The sequence below is a fragment of the Macrococcus sp. CoH-51_TC_04 genome, assembly GCF_058188655.1.
Genome location: NZ_JBVGOY010000001.1, coordinates 29258 through 49052, shown reverse-complemented (window position 1 = coordinate 49052; position 19795 = coordinate 29258). Strand labels below are relative to the sequence as shown.

Below are 19795 nucleotides of genomic sequence, written 5' to 3'. Positions count from 1 at the left end.
CCAACTTTCTTTAAATTGTTTGTCTTTTCGCAACAACAAACGGCTTATCTTGTGACCCAATCAATTTCTGATGCTCATTCACAATGACGTCTTTGTCTAATATAACATTTTCAATCAAAGCACCCGCTTTTATATGGCAATTGGTCATAATAATTGAATTTTTTATTGTTACACCTGGTTCAACACATACGCCGCGGTAAAGAATACTGTTTTCAACATGTCCTGCAATTTCACACCCATTGGCAACAGTCGAATTTAGAACGGTACAATCACCAATATATTTTGTCGGAGGTTGATTAGAAATCTTTGTTTTAATTCTATTTTCCTTCATAAATATTGCTTTGTAACGTTCAGGCTCTAAAATGCTCAAGTTATTCTTATAGAATGTCTTAAGCGAGTTGATGTACATTGTCACTTCCTGAATATCATAATATGTGACATCCAGCTCATCTATTCTTTCGAATATACCATGGAAGAAGAAATTATCTTTATAATTCTGAATGCAGTAATCCATGATTTCAAATAATTTATCCTTCTTTATAATATATGTTCCAGTAAATACGTGGGCATTGGCACTATCATGGTTAAGATATGTCACTTTCGAACCTTCATTATTTACACGTAATAATGGTTGATGCATTTCTTCAAGCTTATCCACATTCTCTGAAATCAATGTGATATCTGCATCATTTTCTATATGAAATTTAAATGCGTCCTTAAAGTCCGTGTTTGCAATCAGCTGTGATCCAGAAATAATCACATCCGTTGCATTACTTCTAATAAAGAAATCACGGTTGTTATGAAAATGCCTTAAATCTCCTTTAGAAATATCCGATGGATCGTGCCAATCCGGAGGGAGCACAAATAATTTTGATTTTCGGTCATCAAGCCCAAAATCATCACCATTTCCAAGATGGTCCATTAAAGAACGGTACTTCTGGTTGACAAAGATTGCAACTTGATCAGTACCCGAACTTACTATATTAGAAAGGCTGAAATCTATCAGACGATATCTCCCTGCAAATGGAACGCTCGCACCATTTCGAAAATACGTGAGTTCTTCTAAATAATCCTGTTCATTTGATAAATTGATTAATCCCATAAGCGAACGCATTATGCATGACCTCCTGTAAATTTATGAATATTTTTAGGACCAACAACAATCGGTTCCTGCTCATTTGTTCCGTCAATCGTAACACCATCTGGAATGATAAGGTTATCCATGATAATTGCTTTTCTGATTGTACATTCTTTACCGATTACAGTTTTTGGATGGATGATTGCATCCTGAACGATAGCACCTTCGCCTACCGTAACTTCGCTGAACAGCACTGAATGATCGACATGACCAAAGATAAATGACCCTGGACAGACGAGTGAATCATCGATATTTGCTTGAGTACCTACATATTGTGGCGGCAAGTTTTCTTCATGAGAATACGTTGGCCATGACTTGCTGTTTAACAGCTCTTTTAAATCTTCTTCTAGTAAATCCATATTCGCTTCCCAATAGGACTGTATCGTACCTACGTCCTTCCAGTATCCTTCGAATCGATACGCATAAAGAAGTTTGTTAGCATCCAGCATTTTGGGGATGATGTCGTTACCAAAGTCATGTTCAGATTGCGTATCTTGTTCATCTGCGATTAAATACTCACGTAAAACTTTCCAGCTAAAGATATAGATTCCCATCGACGCAAGATTATTCTTTGGATGTTCTGGTTTTTCGTCGAATTCATAAATCTTAAGATCCTCTTCAGTATTTAGTATTCCAAAGCGACTTGCTTCTTCAATCGGCACTTCAATTACAGAAATCGTCGCATCGGCCTGCTTTTCTTTATGGAAATCGAGCATCTGCTGATAATCCATCTGATAAATATGATCTCCTGAAAGAATCAGTAAATATTCCGGGTCATACTGATCGATAAAATGAATGTTCTTTGTAATTGCATCGGCAGTACCTTCAAACCACGAAGCGCCTTCCTGATCAGCAAATGGAGCAAGCACAGTAACGCCACCATCCTGCTTATCAAGCGACCACGGTTTTCCTAATCCAATATGTCGGTTCAGCATTAGTGGTGCGTACTGAACAAGCACTCCTACTGTCGATATATTTGAGTTCGATAAATTACTTAATGTAAAGTCAATGATGCGATACTTTCCTCCAAAAGGCACTGCTGGCTTTGCAATATTTTTTGTCAGCTGACCTAATCTCGTTCCCTTTCCACCTGCAAGTAACATTCCAACAACTTCATTTGACATGATATCCCCTACCTCATTCATATTTTTTTGTAATATCTATGATGTTCTTTTTCGTTCTTTAACTTTTTTATAGATTACAAATCCGAACGGTGGTATTTTCCCTTTTATCGCATGTTTGAAACCGGTTACCTCGATAGTTTCTGAAAAAAGATAGTTACTGACTACTTGATTAGAGCCACCGTATATTTTTTTATCTGAATTAAAATATTCTTTATACTTACCAGGCTGATCTACTGCCACGGTAAAGTCATAATAAACTTCCTTCGAGAAATTAAGCACTATAATCAAAGTGTTACCCTTACGATCTGTACGCATGTAACTCGCAATATTCTGTGTATTATTGTCTGCATCTATCCATTTGAAGCCTTCTGTTTTGTAATCTAATTCAAATAGTGGTCTTTCTTTTAAATACAGCTTATTCATATCCTGAACAAAATCCTGCAGTCCTTGATGAATGGGATAGTCCAGCAAGAACCAGTCCAGCTGTTCTTTATCTTTCCACTCAGCATACATTCCAATCTCGCTACCCATAAAGTTAAGCTTCTTACCCGGCTGGGTCATCTGATAGCCATATAATAAGCGATACTGCGCGAACTTCTGCCATTGATCTCCCGGCATTTTATCCAGCATACTAAGTTTACCGTGGACCACTTCATCATGTGAGAAAGGTAGGATAAAGTTTTCGTCGTAGCGATAGACAAGCGGAAAGTTCAAATAATTGTGGTGATGCTGCCTCATAATAGGATCGAGTTCCATATAATCAAGCGTGTCGTGCATAAATCCAAGATCCCATTTAAAGTTAAACCCAAGTCCGCCAGAAGCAACTGGCGCTGTAACATTCTTCATATCTGATGAGTCCTCTGCAATCATTAATGTATACGGGTAATGTTTGAAAACTTCAGTGTTCAGCTTCCGTAAAAACGCAACCGCTTCTTTATGAATCGTTGTCCCATCCTCATTAAAAATTCTCTCATGTGCTTTATGATTCTCAAAATTAAGATCCGTCATTGAATGTACAGCATCCACACGCAAACCATCGATATGATATTCACTCAACCAAAATAGTGCATTTGACACGAGGAAACTCTGTACTTCTGTTCGTCCAAAATCAAAGGTCAACGTCCCCCAGCCACGTTTTTCTGCACGATACATATCGGGATGTTCAAATAACGGAGTCCCATCAAACATCCTGAGACCGTGCGCATCCTTACAAAAATGAGCCGGTACCCAGTCCAGTATCACTCCAATTTGGTGCTGATGACATTGATCGATAAAATATTTGAAATCCTGTGGTGTACCAAATCGGCTTGTAGGTGCAAAATAACCCGTTACTTGATAACCCCAGGACAAATCGAAAGGATGTTCAGTAATTGGCATCAATTCAATATGAGTATAGCCCATCTTCTTCACATACGGGATTAAGGACTCCGCCATTTCTCTATATGTATAATATGAACGATCTGTAAACGCATCGATGGATTCTCCTTCGTAGCGCTCAACATTATGTTTTTTCCACGTTCCAAGATGAACTTCATAAATATTGATTGGTTGATCATAAGGAGAAGTCTTATTACTCTGCCATGCTTCATCTGACCATTGATAGGAGATATCCGTGACAACCGATGCTGTTGCAGGTCGTTTCTCAGCATAGAATGCATAAGGATCCGCCTTGAATATTTGTTGACCTTGTTTAGTTTCGATTAAATATTTATAGATTGAACCAATACATACATTAAATGTACCTGTAAACAATCCACTATCCGGTACTTTCTCAAGTTCGTATCCAGTACCCGTCCATTGATTCGCATCTAATGCAACACTTACCTTGCGCGCATGTGGTGCCCATACGGTAAATGTTGTCTCACCTTTCTCTTTGTTGAAATGAGCGCCCATAAACTGCTGGGATGCATAATGCGTCCCTTGATGAAATAAAAATCGATCTAATTCAGTTACCATTTCATCCCTCCGTCATATTGCTTATTTTCAGTATAATTGAAAAATGTGAACGATATGTTAATTAAACATTATTTAATTATATTTTCATCTCTATATTATACCCTTTAAATGAATAAAATTTCCTATATTCAAAATATTTTTACTTTTATATTTTCCATGTTACACGTTATAATATTAAACGAGTAGGAGGTTTTACCATTGCAAGCTTATATAGATGATTTTAATCTCATAACCATTCAATCAAATGTAAAATTAAATGGACATTTTCAAATCGATAATGATGGTATCTTCAAACTAGAATTGATGAAACAATTTAAACTTGAAAATAACTACTATTATAAATTGAAGATGTCACATCCTATACATCTGCCTCAAACATATCATATATTATATGACGGGCAAGAAATTCCATTATTCATAGGAGATATCACGAGAACCTCAAATTTTGAATCAGCATTTAGTGCACTGGATGAAACCCTCGGTGCAACGATTAAAGATGATAAGACGACATTCTCTGTATGGTCACCAGTTGCGCAGTCTATAATCGTCGTAACAGATGACCATACGTATGAAATGACTCGTAAGAACAACGGTACATATACCGTTGTCGTTGATAATAATCTCCATGGTATTTCCTATCAGTACGAAGTCATGATCAACAACAAGAAAATACGAGTGAACGATCCCTACGCTAAAGGATTAACTGTCAATAGTACGAAAAGCGTGGTCATCGATATGAATCAAGTGCAAGACTTTCCTTCTCAATTTCCAGAAATAGAACGTAATGATGTCATTATTTATGAAGTCCACACAAGAGACTTCTCGATGCATCCGAATAGCGGTATACAGCATAAAGGCAAATTATTAGGGTTAATCGAAGAAGGAACCTCAACCCATACGGGGCATACTACTGGCTTTGATTATATAAAATCATTAGGCACCAGTCATATTGAATTATTACCCGTAAACGATTTCGCTCGCGTTGATGATATTGATTTCACGTCCAATTACAACTGGGGATATGATCCGGAATTCTATCAGACGATTGATGGCAGTTATTCTACAGACGCGGTGCATCCTGTGAAACGAATCGAAGAATTAAAGATGGTAGTACAGAAATATCACGAAGCAGATATGGGTGTGATTTTAGATGTCGTCTTTAATCATGTATATAAGATGGAGACTTCTCCATTTGAACAGCTCGTGCCAGGATATTATTTTCGCTATCATAAAGATGGTACATTAAGCAATGGCACTGGGGTTGGAAACGATGTTAAGACAGAACGCGTCATGATGCGTAAATATATATTGGATACATTAGAATATTATATTGATACCTTTAAGATCGACGGCTTCCGTTTTGATTTGATGGGTGTTATTGATATTGAGACGATGCAGCATATCGAAAGATTGATCCAAAGTAAGAATAAATATGGCTTTATCCTAGGTGAAGGCTGGAATCTATATAGTGCAATGCCGGATGCTATAAAGACGATTCATGAGAATATCGATCAAGTCCCTGACGTTCATTTTTTTAACGATTTCTTTAGGGACACATTAAAAGGGAACAATTTCGACCTTAAGGATCGAGGCTATTTCAACGGAAAAGGGCGATACTATGAAAGAATGTTCACACTCTTCACAGGACAGACAGGTATCCCAGCCAAGCAGTCGATTAACTATGCAGAAGTACATGATAACCATACATTATTTGACCGCATCAACTATACGACTCAGACCGATATACAGTTGCAGCATAAGATTCATCAGATGATTACAATCTTCACCATTCTGTCACTAGGGACTCCTTTCATCCATGCTGGACAAGAGTTTTTTAGGACAAAATATGGGCATGGTAACACATACAACTTGAGTGATTTCATCAATAGAATCGACTGGAACAGAAGAATCAAATATGACAAAGAACTTGATGTCATCAAACAAGCCATACAAATAAGACGTACTTATGAAATATTTAAGGTTCAGACGCTTGAAAATAAGTCAAAACGTATCATACAACTTAACATTGACCAGCCTTTATTCGGGGTATTGCTTTTCGATAGAAGATATGAGTTTATACTTCTTTTTAATCCTACAGCGATCAATTATGACGTACCCTTACCAAGAATGGGTCAATATGAAGTAGTACTGACGAATGAAAGCACTCAACAGAAGCTCGTCCAGTCACAAGTGACATTAAATCCGTACCAATGTCTGCTACTAAAAAAGAATTTTTAAATAAATTATCAGCATATCAGTGGTCGGCGTATACAATTCATGATTTAATGAAGTTAATCTATATAAGGAGATGGAACATTTGACAAATCAAAGTACATGGGAAGCACATATCGATGATAGTTTAATCAGTATTGAAGCTTATGAAAAGTTATCTGAACAGGATAAGCAAGAGGGTTATGTAGGCAATTTATCTTTTGGTACAGCTGGTATTCGAGGTAAGATTGGACTTGGACCGAACCGTCTGAATAAATACACGGTGCAGAAAGTAGCAACAGGCCTTGCACAGTATCTCATTGAACTTAAAGCAGAACCGAGCGTGGTCATCGCATACGATACGAGACATTTCTCGCCGGAATTCTGTGATGCAATTGCTGAAGTATTAGGTCACCATAATGTTAAGACATATATCTTCGACAGATATCATACGACACCTGAATTGTCTTTTGCTGTGCGTCACCTAAAGACCGATGCAGGCGTAATGATAACTGCAAGCCACAATCCACCTGAATATAACGGGATTAAGATCTATGGTCCAGATGGCGGACAGCTAGCGCTTGAAGCTTCACAAAAGGTAAGTGCTTTTATCGATGATATTGATGATGTATTTGCACTTAACTCTACAAGTAAAGCTGAACTGCTAGCACACAGCAGGATTGAATATTTAGATGATAGCATAATCAACGCCTATAAATCGGAAGTTATTTCACTCGTCGAAGATATCCCGGCATCTGATCTTAAAGTCGTTTTTACAAGTTTGCATGGTACAAGTGTACCGATCATACCTGAACTATTAGATGCACTTAACTTTACGCAATATGAAGTGGTTAAGGAACAGGCGATTCCAGATGGCGATTTTACATCTGTAAAATCTGCGAATCCAGAAGATCATGACGCATTTGATTTGGCTGTCAATTACGCGAAAGCCTCAAATGCAGATCTACTGATTGCGACAGATCCGGATGCGGATCGTATGGGAATAGTTGCATATGTAGATGGCAAATTTCATTATTTCAATGGGAATCAAATAGGCGCTTTACTCCTCCACTATCGTATTCAGTCTACTAAAACGACTGAAAATCGTGCTGCAGTAAAATCCATAGTAACGAGTGACCTTGGCCGCAAGATTGCTGAAGCAAACAATGTAAAAATGTTTGACGTCTTAACAGGTTTTAAATTTATAGCAGAGAAGATTGCTCAATTTGAGTCTTCTTTAGCGTATAACTATATATTTGGCTATGAGGAAAGCTACGGTTATATGGCCGGTCCATTTGTACGTGATAAAGATGCTGTTCAAATCGTCCCGCTCATTATCAAACTGGCAAGTGAGCTCAAGAATGAACAGCGTACAATTGTAGACCAGATGAATGACATTTATTCTAAATATGGTCATTATCAGGAGAAATTATTCTCCCACACCTTTGAAGGCCAAGAAGGCAAAGCACATATCGAAAAGATAATGAGTGAAAGCCGTGCCCAATTCCCTTCTGAAATAGCAGGTCAAAAAGTTATCCGTGTTGATGATTATCTTGCACAGACTTCTTATGCTGATGGTTCTGAAACAAAGATTGAGCTCCCGAAAGCTGATGTGCTAAAGTTTCATTTTGAGAATGGATGGATTGCACTACGTCCATCAGGTACTGAGCCGAAAATCAAGCTATACATATCAATGATTACAGATGATATCGCATCACTTGCAGAAGAAATGAACCAGGCTTTCTTCAATTAATTACTAAATAAGCACTTGAAACCTCAGAGGCTTCAAGTGCTTATTTAGTACTTTATTTACACAGAAGGAACAAACTTAAAGAAGTTCAGCCATGGCATGTCTCTAGTAATATAAATATAGCTCACCATAATGATGATATATAGAATATGCAACGGGAAGACATCAATCTCTATCTTGTTCATCTCTTTATATGTAAAGAAGAGTTTGATCGGCACTGTCATAATAATTAAAAATCTTATCGTATAGATGATCATGACGAATTCTGGGCGTAGATACACACAAAGCAGCTCGATAAGCATAAAGAAATTGTACAGCGTATAGTAGCTGATCGTATCTACAAATACTTTATAGAAGTTATTACTCCGATTTAAAGCAAGCATCTGAATTAAATACGTCATTAGAATAGCGATTAAAGCAAATGTACCCCCACTGACTACATAATTAATGCCTTCCAGATTATTAAACGTACGTAGGTGAAATGCACCAAGCAGATAGAGCATACACAAGAAGATACAGTAGTTACTAACCGCAAAATAAAAATATTTACTACTTTTGCTGTTATCTATTATTTTATTCGGCATGACAAATGAGCGGTAAGCATAGTTCAAGAAAGAATCGATATGGTAATCAAATTCTTTAATCGGTTGCTTTACTTGTGCGATTACCTGTTTTCTTTTGCTGGTCTTTACATGTTGCTGGTCCAATGAATCGTTGACAACGTTCTTTCTATCGTCATCTTCTTTAATAAACTTATTAATGTGGTCCCATTTGCCCATTCTCTCACCTCAAAAAAATAAAAACTGTTTAATGATAGTATACATTAAACAGTTTCTTTTTGCTTATAAGTTATCACGCCAGTTAATTAATCCTTCAATATCACTTTGTTCAATCTTCCCTGTCTCACTTGCAACCTCAACGAGACTATCGAAATCAGAAAGCGTATAGTATGGATATCCTGCTTGTGCTAATCTTTCTTTCCCTTTGCTTAATCCGTATGTAAATATTGCAACGATGCCTAATACATCCGCACCATGCGCTTTTAATGCATCCGCTGCTTCAATCGCTGATCCCCCAGTAGAAATTAAATCTTCTACGACAACAACCTTCTGCCCTTCTAATACACGGCCTTCAATCTGATTCCCTTTACCATGTTTTTTACTGGATGAGCGCACGTAACTCATCGGTAAGTTCATCTTCTGTGCAGTAAATGCTGCATGTGGAATACCTGCAGTCGCTGTTCCTGCTAATACCTCTACATCACTGAAATGTGTTTCAATCAAAGACTTTAAACCTTCAGCAATCTGATCTCGTACCGCAGGATAACTCATTGTTAATCGATTATCACAGTATATCGGACTTTTAATTCCTGAGGACCAGGTAAACATATCATTCGGTTGTAATGATACTGCTTCAATTTCTAGCAATGCTTTTGCGATTTCTTTATTTAACATCTGTTTCCCACGCTTTCTTTATTTGATGATATTTTGCGACTGGATTTGTATCTTGTGTAATTGAACGCCCGACAACGATATGTGTTGCACCATTCAATTTCGCAAATTCAGGCGTTGCAATGCGTACTTGATCGCCTTTTGCATCTTCAGGTGTACGAATACCCGGCGTTACTTTCAGAAATGCATCACCAAGTACCTCTCTAATCATTGCACTTTCATTTGCCGAACATACGACACCATCAAGTCCAGACTTCTGTGCTAACGTTGCATAGTTTAAAATACTGTCATTAATGGAAGACTGAATGTTCTGCTCCTGCTGCATCATGAGTTCGGAAGTACTTGTCAGCTGTGTCACTGCAATCAGAGATGCATTGCTACCGCTATCACGTAACCCTTCTAAGGCACGCTGCATCATGATGGAGCCGCCAGCAGCATGTACATTCACCATCTGAATATCTAGATTTCCTAATCCTTTCATTGCCTGACCAACTGTATTCGGAATATCATGCAACTTTAAGTCCAGAAAGATCTCATGACCTTGATTACGAATTTCTTTTATGATATCCGGGCCATTCTGTAAATAAAGTTCCATCCCTACTTTAACAAATAATGATTCATTGAACGGCTTTAAAAATATTCTTACGGCTTCCATATCTTTAAAGTCTAAAGCTATAATGGGTTTTGTCATTTCACTGCCTCCTGTGTACGTCCTTTTAATTCATGAATATGATTAGCACCCAATTTATCTAAAAGACCTGGCAATGCATCAATGATATCTTTACAAACTGTCGGATTCTGGAAGTTTGCTGTACCAACAGCGACGGCATCTGCACCAACTGAAATATAGTCGATAACGTCCTGTGCTTCTGTAATGCCACCCATAGCGATAATCGGAATATTCGGCAATGCGCGACGCACTTCATAAACCATACGCATCGCAACTGGTTTAACAGCAGGGCCACTTAATCCTCCGATTACGTTAGAAATAATCGGAACACCCGTTCTTTCATTGATCCTTAACCCTACTAATGTGTTAATCATCGTAATACCATCGGCATATTCAGCAACTGCACTCGCCATCTCTACAATGTTTGTAACATTTGGAGAAAGCTTGACGTATATTGGAACACTTGATACTGCTTTAACTTTACGCGTTAATTCCTTCGCAGTGTCAGGATCAGTCCCGAACTGTATACCGCCCTCCTTAACGTTCGGACATGAAATATTAAGTTCAAGTGCACACACATTCGGAGCCTTTGAAATCTTCTCTGCAACTTCAACGTAATCTTCAACTTTAGAACCTGCAACATTTGCGATGATGGGTGTTTCAAATTGTTCCAGCCACTTCAGTTCATGCTGAATAATATGGTCGACACCTGGATTCTGCAATCCTATCGCATTGATCATACCACTTGATGTTTCTGCAACACGCGGCGTCGGATTACCGAATCTGCGTTCTGGTGTCGCAGCTTTAATCATTATTGCACCGAGTTCATTTAAGTCCATAAACTGTGCATACTCTTTACCGAAAGCAAAGCATCCACTCGCAGGCATGACCGGGTTTTTTAAGTTCAATCCTGGTAGTTCAATATTTAATCTCATAGTGCAAGTGCCCCTTTCTCAAATACTGGGCCGTCCGTACAAATCTTCACGTAGCCATCTTCATTATCCGCTTCACATACACATGCATAACATGCCCCGATACCGCATCCCATACGCTCTTCCAATGAAACAAAACCTGGCGTATGTGGTAACGTCTCCTGTATCGCCTTAATCATGACGATTGGACCACATGTATAGAACGTATCATAGTCGACCGGTATCGCATTTATAACATCTGTTACAAAACCTTTCGTACCATATGTCCCATCAACTGTCGCAACATGCGTCGTACCAAGCGCTTCAAACTGTTTAATATAAAACATATCTTCAGCCGACTGAAAGCCGAGCACGTGGATTGTTTTAATGCCACGTGCATTGAGTTGCTTAGATAATTCATATAATGGTGGTACACCGATACCTCCACCGATGAGTAATGCTGTTTTCTGTGCAGCTTCTACTGGAAAACCATTCCCTAGTGGTGCTAATATATTTACGCTATCACCTGATTTCAGTTGTGATAACTGCGTTGTACCTTTTCCTTCAGCACGATATAAACACGTTAAAGTCTGTGCCTGTTGATCTACTGAGCAGATAGAAATTGGACGTCTCAGCATAAACTCTGAACTGTTGCCAACACGCATATGCACAAATTGTCCCGGCTTTGTCATGTTTTTCGTAATGTCACCTTGTAAAACGATTTCGTATATATTTCTTGCGATACTTGTTTGTTTAACGACTCGCATCTCTTCCTGCATCAATAGACCCCCTACATTTGATTCATATTAAATGTCATGCTTTCAATGACTTCAAGTAATGCTCGTGCTGTATCAAGAGATGTTAGACATGGTACACCGTTATCAACTGAATCACGACGAATCTGGAAGCCATCACGTTCAATTTGCTTCCCTTTCGTCATTGTATTGATGACGATCTGGACATGTCCGTCACGAATAACATCAAGTAAGTTAAATTCGCTACCAATCTTACTCACTTCAACAACCGGAATATCATTTTCTTTAAGCAACTTCGCTGTACCACTCGTTGCCATAATGCGGTACCCTACTTCATGGAAACGTTTTGCAAGCCCTAGTGCTTCTGCTTTATCTTTATCAGCAACTGTAATAAGCACAGTGCCGTGATCCTTAACTTGAAGTCCACTTGCAACCAGCCCTTTATATAGTGCTTTTTCTAACGTAATATCTTTACCCATCACTTCACCTGTAGATTTCATCTCAGGTCCGAGTGTAATGTCAACATTTTTAAGTTTAGAGAAGCTGAATACCGGCGCTTTGACATAAACACCTTCTTTGTAAGGAACAAGTCCGTCTTTGTAACCTTTAGAAATTAACGATTCACCTAAAATTGCTTTCATCGCTAAGTTTGCCATCGGTACGTCAGTAATCTTACTTAAGAATGGTACTGTACGGCTCGCGCGTGGGTTTACTTCAAGCACGAATACTTCATCATTACTAATAACATATTGAATGTTCAGTAATCCTTTAATCTCTAAACCATGTGCTAAACGTTTCGTATAGTCTTCCAGCGTCGCAATTTGCTTTTCAGTTAATGTTTGCGGTGGATATACCGCAATCGAGTCACCTGAGTGAACCCCTGCACGTTCGATATGTTCCATAATGCCTGGAATTACGACCGTTTCACCATCACAAATCGCATCAACTTCAATTTCTTTACCTGTTAAATATCTATCGATTAATACAGGATGCTCAGGACTCGCTTTAACAGCTTGCGTCATATAATTGATCAGTTCTTCTTCGTTATAAACAATTTCCATCGCACGTCCACCGAGTACATATGAAGGACGCACAAGAACAGGATAGCCGATAAAGTCTGCATTTGCTACTGCTTCTTCAACAGAAGTTGCAGTTTTACCCAGAGGCTGCGGAATTTCAATTCTCTGCATTAACGCTTCAAATTCTTTACGATCTTCCGCACGGTCCAAGTTTTCTAAAGATGTTCCTAATACTTTCACACCATATTTCGTAAGTTTTTCAGCTAAGTTAATTGCTGTCTGTCCACCAAACTGAACTACAACGCCTTCTGGCTGCTCCAGGTTAATGATGTTCATCACATCTTCTTCCGTTAAAGGTTCAAAGTATAGTTTATCTGAAATAGAGAAGTCAGTTGAAACAGTCTCAGGATTATTATTAATGATAATTGCTTCATAACCTGCTTCACGAATTGCCCATACGGCATGCACAGTTGCATAATCAAACTCTACCCCTTGACCGATACGGATTGGTCCAGATCCAAGCACGACAACTTTCTTCTTATCAGAACGAATAGATTCATTTTCCGTTTCATACGTTCCATAGAAGTAAGGCGTATTCGATTCAAATTCAGATGCACATGTGTCCACCATTTTGTAAACAGGCAGAATATTGTTTGCATGACGGATATCATAGATTTCTTTTTCTGTCATATTCCAGCGATGGGCTATCACTTTATCACTGAATCCGTATTTCTTAGCCCAGATTAAGTGATCGATATCACCGACATTGTCCTTTAAGTCATGCTCGATATCAATGATATGCTGGAACTTATTTAAGAAGAAATAATCAATTTGTGTCATCTCATGAATCTCTTCTAAAGTCACACCTCGACGGATTGCTTCACCGATGAAGAAGAGACGTTCATCATCTTGTTCACCGATTCGCTGTTTAATGAAATCAAGTTCAAAGTCTTCACCGTTTGGTAATCCAAGGTGATGTACACCATACTCTAACGAACGAATTGCTTTAAGCAATGACTCTTCATATGTTCGTCCGATCGCCATAACTTCACCCGTTGCTTTCATCTGCGTACCTAGCACACGTTCACCTTTTTCAAACTTATCGAATGGGAAACGCGGAATCTTAGATACAACGTAATCAAGTGCTGGTTCAAATGCAGCATAGCTTGTACCTGTTACAGGGTTCATCATCTCATCAAGCGTTAATCCTACAGCAATCTTCGCGGCAAGTTTCGCAATCGGGTAACCTGTAGCTTTAGATGCAAGCGCTGACGAACGTGATACACGTGGGTTTACTTCTATAATGTAGTAATTGAATGAATGGGGATCCAGTGCTAACTGTACGTTACATCCACCCTCTATCCCTAATGCACGGATAATCTTCAGCGATACGTCACGTAACATATGATATTCTTTGTCTGTTAACGTCTGACTCGGTGCGACAACGATTGAATCTCCTGTATGAATTCCAACTGGATCGATATTCTCCATATTACATACTACGATGGCATTATCGTTTGAGTCACGCATCACTTCGTATTCAATCTCTTTATAACCTGCAATGGATTTCTCAATCAAACATTGTGTCACAGGTGAATATTTCAGACCCTTTGTCACGATTTCAACGAGTTCTTTTTCATCGTGACAGATACCGCCTCCTGTTCCCCCCATGGTGAATGCTGGACGAACAATTACCGGATAACCGATACTTGTCGCAAAATCAATCGCCTGTTGAACCGTATTAACGATATCACTTTCAGGGACAGGTTCGTTCAGTTCATTCATTAAGTTACGGAATAAATCTCTGTCTTCCGCTTGTTCTATTGAAGATAATTTCGTTCCAAGCAGCGTAACATTATTTTCTTCCAGAATTCCTGCTTCATGCAGCTGAACCGCCATGTTTAATCCTGTCTGTCCACCAAGTGTCGGCAGTAATGCATCTGGCTGCTCTTTACGAATAATACGTGAGACAAAGTCTAACGTTAAGGGTTCGATATAAACCTTATCTGCAATTTCAGTATCCGTCATTATCGTTGCAGGGTTTGAGTTCACCAATATTACTTTATATCCTTCTTCTTTTAATGCCAGACATGCTTGAGTACCTGCATAGTCAAACTCTGCAGCTTGTCCAATAATAATTGGCCCTGAACCGATTACGAGAATTGTTTTGATATCATTACGTTTAGGCATTTGTGACACGCTCCTTATTTTCTTTCATTAAGTCGATAAACTGATCAAATAAATAGTTTGGATCATGAGGACCTGGTGACGCTTCTGGGTGATACTGCACCGAGAATGCAGGTAATGACTTATGCTTCAGCCCTTCTACTGTTCCATCGTTTAAAGCTGTATGTGTAATTTCAAGGTCTGTGTTTTTGATCGATTCCGGATCCACCGCGTAACCATGATTCTGAGATGTGATTTCAATCTTACCTGTCGCTAAGTTTTTCACTGGATGGTTAGCACCACGGTGTCCAAACTTCATCTTGAATGTCGTTGCACCACTTGCGAGTGCGAACAGCTGATGTCCTAGACATATACCGAAGAATGGAACTTTTCCTAAAATCCCTTTTATCATTTCTATTCCTTCAGTTACAACTTCTGGATTCCCTGGTCCGTTCGACAGCATTACACCGTCCGGTCTCAGCCTGATAATCTCCTCAGCTGTTGTCGTATATGGCATTACTGTTACATCACAGCCACGTGAGTTCAGTTCACGGACAATGTTTTCTTTCTTTCCGAAATCGATAAGCACCACACGCAGATCGTTACCTGTAGACACATATGCACTTTTTGTTGATACTTGCGCAACTTCATCTGTAGGTAGCGTTTCTTCTTTCAAACGTTCAATTGTTGCATCAATATCCTTTTCATCATTGATAAGGGCAGCTTTCAGTACCCCGTGCTGACGGATTATACGTGTTAATTTTCTAGTATCTACACCGTCAATCCCCGGAACATCATAGCTTCTTAATGTCTCATCCAGTGTCGCCATATTGCGGAAGTTACTCGGCAAATCACATGCTTCACGTACAACCATACCTTTAAGAGAAGGGGTTAACGTTTCGAAGTCGTCACGGTTAATACCGTAGTTTCCGATTAACGGATAAGTGAATGTAATGATTTGTCCTGTATATGACGGATCTGATAATGTCTCCTGATAACCTGTCATCGCAGTATTAAATACGATTTCTCCTACTACCTCTTTGTCACTTCCAAATCTATATCCTTTAAATGTAGTGCCATCTTCTAATACAAGATATCTTTGTTTACGCATGTTGCCCCTCCTGATAAGCGATTTGTCCTTCAACAAGTGTTAGCTTCACATTGCCGTAGACACGTTCTCCGATAAATGGTGTGTTGTTTGACTTTGATAAGAAGTCTTCAGCTTTAATTTCATATTCCTCGTCTAGATCAATGACTGCGATGTCTGCAATACTACCAACTTCTAAAGATTTGCCGTATGGTAAATCAAACACTTGACCTGGTTTTACTGCTAAATAGTCAATAAGCTGGCCTAATGTCCAATCCCCATTTTTAACGAATTTTGTATATAACAATGGAAATGCTGTTTCACTGCCAACGATACCAAACGGTGCTTTTATCATCGGCTGATCCTTCTCATCTGCAGCATGAGGTGCATGATCTGTTGCGATAAAGTCGATTGTGCCGTCAAGTAATGCCTCTATCAATGTCTGATGGTCCTCTTCACTACGAAGCGGTGGGTTCATCTTAAGAATCGCATCATCTTCTGTAATTGCAGTTTCATTCAGTAATAGATGATGGGGCGTCACTTCTGCCGTCACTTTAATGCCTGCACGCTTTGCGTCACGTATGACACGCACACTTTCTTTACTCGATACGTGGCACACATGATAGTGACAATCCGCTGCTTCAGCTAATAGTACATCTCGAGCAATCTGTACAGCTTCACAAATTGAAGGAATACCAGGAATATTAAGGGCTTTTGATACTTTCCCTTCATGCATTGCACCACCATAAATGAGTGAATTATCTTCACAGTGGGCAACAATCGCCATATTAAGTTGTGCAGCCTGCTGCATCGCTTCATACATGATGGATGCTGTCTGTACACCGACACCATCATCTGTAAAAGCAAATGCACCGTGTTCTTTTAGCGCCTTAAAATCCACTAAGTCTTTTCCAAGTTGTCTTTCGGTGATAGATGCATACGGTAACACACGCACCTTCGCATTCTGTTTAATCGATTGATTCAATGCTTCAATATGTTCCACACTATCAGGAACTGGTCGTGTATTCGGCATCGGACAGACTGTTGTAAATCCACCGCGTGCTGCTGCACGTGTGCCTGTCTCAATCGTCTCCTTATGTTCACCACCAGGTTCACGCAGGTGAACATGTACATCAACAAAGCCCTGCGTTACAAACTTACCGTCAAGGTCAATAATCTCTGAATTATAGACGTTTAACTTTTCACCCATCTCTACTATTTTCCCGTCTTCTATTCGAATATCCTTTGAAACAAGTTCATCATTAACTAATACTTTTCCGCCTCTTAATAAAGTTGACATATTCAACACTCCTATCGATTATTTTCAATGACTTGACTTAAAATACTCATACGTGTGTAGACACCGTTTTCCATCTGCTTAAATATACGTGACTTCGGCGCTTCGACAAGTTCACTATCAATCTCGACACCCCGATTCACTGGGGCCGGATGTAATATAATAGCGTCCTCCTTCAATCTATCATACCTTTCTCTTGTTAACCCATACATCCTGTTATAGTTGACTTGAGAAAAGTTTGAAGTATCTTCGTCATGACGTTCATGCTGCACACGTAGCAGCATACAGACATCAACCTCTTCAATCGCATCATCAATCCTGACATATTCAGCATCCAATGAATGATCCTGCCAAATTTCAGGTGCAACAAATTTAACTTGTGCACCTAGACTAGAAAGCGCATGATAATTACTTCTTGCGACACGTGAATTTAAGATATCTCCACAGATGATTATCTTCAATCCTTCAAACTTTCCATATTCTTCATAGATGGTCATCAAATCCAGTAGACACTGTGTCGGATGCTGACCGCTGCCATCTCCTCCGTTGACTACCGGTATGTTAAGGCACTTTAACTGCTCGTAATAATTATTCTCAGGATGTCTGATTACCAGCACATCGCACCCAATACGCTCAAGCGTCTTACAAGTATCATACAGACTTTCACCTTTCGTTACACTTGAAGTACTCGTTTCAAACGGTATGACTTGCAGGCCGAGCTTTCTCTCTGCCATCTCGAATGAGCATTTTGTACGTGTTGAATTTTCAAAGAAGAGATTTGCCGTATAAATATTTTCATAACGTTTTATTTCACCATTTTTAATCATTATTGCACGTTCAATCGTGTGCATAATTTCATCATTTGAAAGTTCAGTAATCGAATGCAGATGTTTCATTATTCCACCCCTTAATAGTCTTCATGTACTTTTGATTCAGGTAATATCGCATTAAGTAATATTCCAGCCAGTGCTGCGAGCGCCATGCCTTCGATGTTCAAGTTGATTTGACCGACACTAAAGTCAAGATGTGCTTTACCGATACCCAGCACTAATATGACTGAAGCAATCACTAAGTTACGCTTATCCCCAAAATCCACTTTGGATTCGACGAGCATTCTTAAGCCACTTGAAGCAATAATCCCGAATAATAATATTGAGACACCACCCATAACTGGTGTCGGAATACTTGATACGAGGGCTGTAAACTTACCTACAAATCCAAGAATCACGGCAAGTGCTGCGGCCCCCCCGATGACCCATATACTATAGATACGTGTAATCGCAAGCACCCCGATGTTCTCACCATATGTCGTGCTCGGTGGTCCACCGATAATTGAAGCAAGCATCGTTGAGACACCGTCTCCAATTAAGCTGCGATGTAATCCCGGATCTTTGAAGAAGTTACGTCCGACGATCTTATTGATCACAACTTGGTGACCGATGTGTTCACTCACTGTTACGAAGACGATTGGCAGCATAATAAGGACAAGCATCCAGTCAATACTCGGTGTATAGCTTACGAACGGAACATGTACGTCCGGAAGCTGGAACCATTTTGCTTTTTGAATGCCACTTAAATCTACGATCCCAAGACCTAATGCTGTGATATATCCGACAATTATGCCAATGAGTACTGGAATGATTGACAGGAAGCCTCGAACGAGCACCGAGAAGATAATCACTGTAACGAGTGTTGCGAATGCAATAAATAAGTATTTAATGCTATACCCTTCCATCGTCCCACTATTTGTATACATCGCCATGTTTACAGCTACAGGTGCTAGTCCAAGTCCGATGACCATAATAACAGGCCCGACAACAACAGGTGGCAGTAATTTAAGCAGCCAGTTCACACCTACGAACTTGATGACTATTCCGATAATCACATACATCAGACCACTCATAAAAAGCGCCATCAACATTTCACCTAGACTATGTGTTTTTAATCCCACAATAATCGGTGTGATAAATGCAAAGCTTGAGCCAAGATATGCAGGAATCTTTCCTTTAGTAATCAATATATAGAGCAAAGTTCCTAACCCTGAAGCAATAAGCGCTGCTGACACAGGTAGCCCCGTCAGAAAAGGTACAAGTACAGTTGCACCAAACATTGCAAATAAGTGCTGAGAACTTAAGAGTAACCACTCACTTGCTTTCGGTTTCTCATGCACATCTAAAATTGGTTCAACTGTTCGTTCATAAATTTCTTCGTTTGTCATAATATCCCTCCATATAATAAAAAAAGTCTCTTTGCGTACGCA

At 39.3% G+C, this 19795-nt stretch carries 15 protein-coding genes; 2 read left to right on the top strand and 13 right to left on the bottom strand.

What is annotated here, in order from left to right:
• Positions 1 to 10: 10 nt before the first annotated feature.
• From glgD to glgB, 3 genes are read right to left on the bottom strand one after another with little or no spacing between them, the layout of a single operon-like run.
• Positions 11 to 1114 carry a glucose-1-phosphate adenylyltransferase subunit GlgD gene (gene glgD / locus ACZ2V4_RS00240; RefSeq protein ID WP_458619950.1) on the bottom strand — a complete coding sequence of 368 codons (1104 nt, stop codon included), beginning with the start codon at positions 1112 to 1114 and terminating at the stop codon, positions 11 to 13.
• Positions 1114 to 2262, bottom strand: coding sequence for a glucose-1-phosphate adenylyltransferase (locus ACZ2V4_RS00235; protein ID WP_419895527.1), 1149 nt, complete (start codon positions 2260 to 2262; stop codon positions 1114 to 1116). Before ACZ2V4_RS00235 ends, glgD begins: the two co-directional genes overlap by 1 nt.
• A gap of 36 nt (positions 2263 to 2298) precedes the next feature.
• The gene (gene glgB, locus ACZ2V4_RS00230) at positions 2299 to 4218 is read right to left on the bottom strand and encodes a 1,4-alpha-glucan branching protein GlgB (protein ID WP_219494545.1); all 1920 of its coding nucleotides are present in this window, start codon (positions 4216 to 4218) and stop codon (positions 2299 to 2301) included.
• A gap of 198 nt (positions 4219 to 4416) precedes the next feature.
• Between glgB and pulA the strand changes: the two genes are divergently transcribed.
• Together pulA and ACZ2V4_RS00220 are read left to right on the top strand one after the other, a co-directional pair.
• Entirely contained in the window at positions 4417 to 6456 is a 2040-nt protein-coding gene (gene pulA, locus ACZ2V4_RS00225) for a type I pullulanase (protein WP_490514333.1), read from the top strand.
• 79 nt (positions 6457 to 6535) lie between these two features.
• Entirely contained in the window at positions 6536 to 8182 is a 1647-nt protein-coding gene (locus ACZ2V4_RS00220) for a phospho-sugar mutase (protein ID WP_241427495.1), read from the top strand.
• Positions 8183 to 8238: 56 nt separating this feature from the next.
• Here the strand turns inward: ACZ2V4_RS00220 and ACZ2V4_RS00215 are convergent, their stop codons facing one another.
• The 10 genes from ACZ2V4_RS00215 to ACZ2V4_RS00170 all read right to left on the bottom strand — a co-directional run bounded on the left by ACZ2V4_RS00215 (position 8239) and on the right by ACZ2V4_RS00170 (position 19753).
• Positions 8239 to 8958, bottom strand: coding sequence for a hypothetical protein (locus ACZ2V4_RS00215; protein ID WP_219494540.1), 720 nt, complete (start codon positions 8956 to 8958; stop codon positions 8239 to 8241).
• A 63-nt stretch (positions 8959 to 9021) separates the two neighbouring features.
• Positions 9022 to 9633, bottom strand: coding sequence for an orotate phosphoribosyltransferase (pyrE, locus tag ACZ2V4_RS00210; protein ID WP_101044320.1), 612 nt, complete (start codon positions 9631 to 9633; stop codon positions 9022 to 9024).
• The gene (gene pyrF / locus ACZ2V4_RS00205) at positions 9623 to 10321 is read right to left on the bottom strand and encodes an orotidine-5'-phosphate decarboxylase (protein ID WP_219494536.1); all 699 of its coding nucleotides are present in this window, start codon (positions 10319 to 10321) and stop codon (positions 9623 to 9625) included. The genes pyrE and pyrF overlap by 11 nt, the downstream gene beginning before the upstream one ends.
• On the bottom strand, positions 10318 to 11235 hold the full coding sequence (locus ACZ2V4_RS00200; RefSeq protein WP_219494534.1) for a dihydroorotate dehydrogenase: 918 nt from the start codon (positions 11233 to 11235) through the stop codon (positions 10318 to 10320). The genes pyrF and ACZ2V4_RS00200 overlap by 4 nt, the downstream gene beginning before the upstream one ends.
• The gene (locus ACZ2V4_RS00195; protein WP_219494533.1) at positions 11232 to 11990 is read right to left on the bottom strand and encodes a dihydroorotate dehydrogenase electron transfer subunit; all 759 of its coding nucleotides are present in this window, start codon (positions 11988 to 11990) and stop codon (positions 11232 to 11234) included. Before ACZ2V4_RS00195 ends, ACZ2V4_RS00200 begins: the two co-directional genes overlap by 4 nt.
• 11 nt (positions 11991 to 12001) lie before the next feature.
• Positions 12002 to 15175 (bottom strand): carbamoyl-phosphate synthase large subunit, encoded by a 3174-nt coding sequence (gene carB / locus ACZ2V4_RS00190; RefSeq protein ID WP_490514332.1) that lies wholly within the window; start codon positions 15173 to 15175, stop codon positions 12002 to 12004.
• Positions 15168 to 16262, bottom strand: coding sequence for a glutamine-hydrolyzing carbamoyl-phosphate synthase small subunit (carA, locus tag ACZ2V4_RS00185; RefSeq protein ID WP_490514331.1), 1095 nt, complete (start codon positions 16260 to 16262; stop codon positions 15168 to 15170). Before carA ends, carB begins: the two co-directional genes overlap by 8 nt.
• Positions 16255 to 17538, bottom strand: a complete 1284-nt coding sequence (pyrC, locus tag ACZ2V4_RS00180; protein ID WP_490514330.1) for a dihydroorotase — start codon at positions 17536 to 17538, stop codon at positions 16255 to 16257. Before pyrC ends, carA begins: the two co-directional genes overlap by 8 nt.
• Positions 17539 to 17549: 11 nt before the next feature.
• The gene (locus ACZ2V4_RS00175) at positions 17550 to 18431 is read right to left on the bottom strand and encodes an aspartate carbamoyltransferase catalytic subunit (protein WP_490514329.1); all 882 of its coding nucleotides are present in this window, start codon (positions 18429 to 18431) and stop codon (positions 17550 to 17552) included.
• Positions 18432 to 18442: 11 nt separating this feature from the next.
• Positions 18443 to 19753, bottom strand: coding sequence for a uracil-xanthine permease family protein (locus ACZ2V4_RS00170; RefSeq protein ID WP_419895519.1), 1311 nt, complete (start codon positions 19751 to 19753; stop codon positions 18443 to 18445).
• Positions 19754 to 19795: the final 42 nt, after the last annotated feature.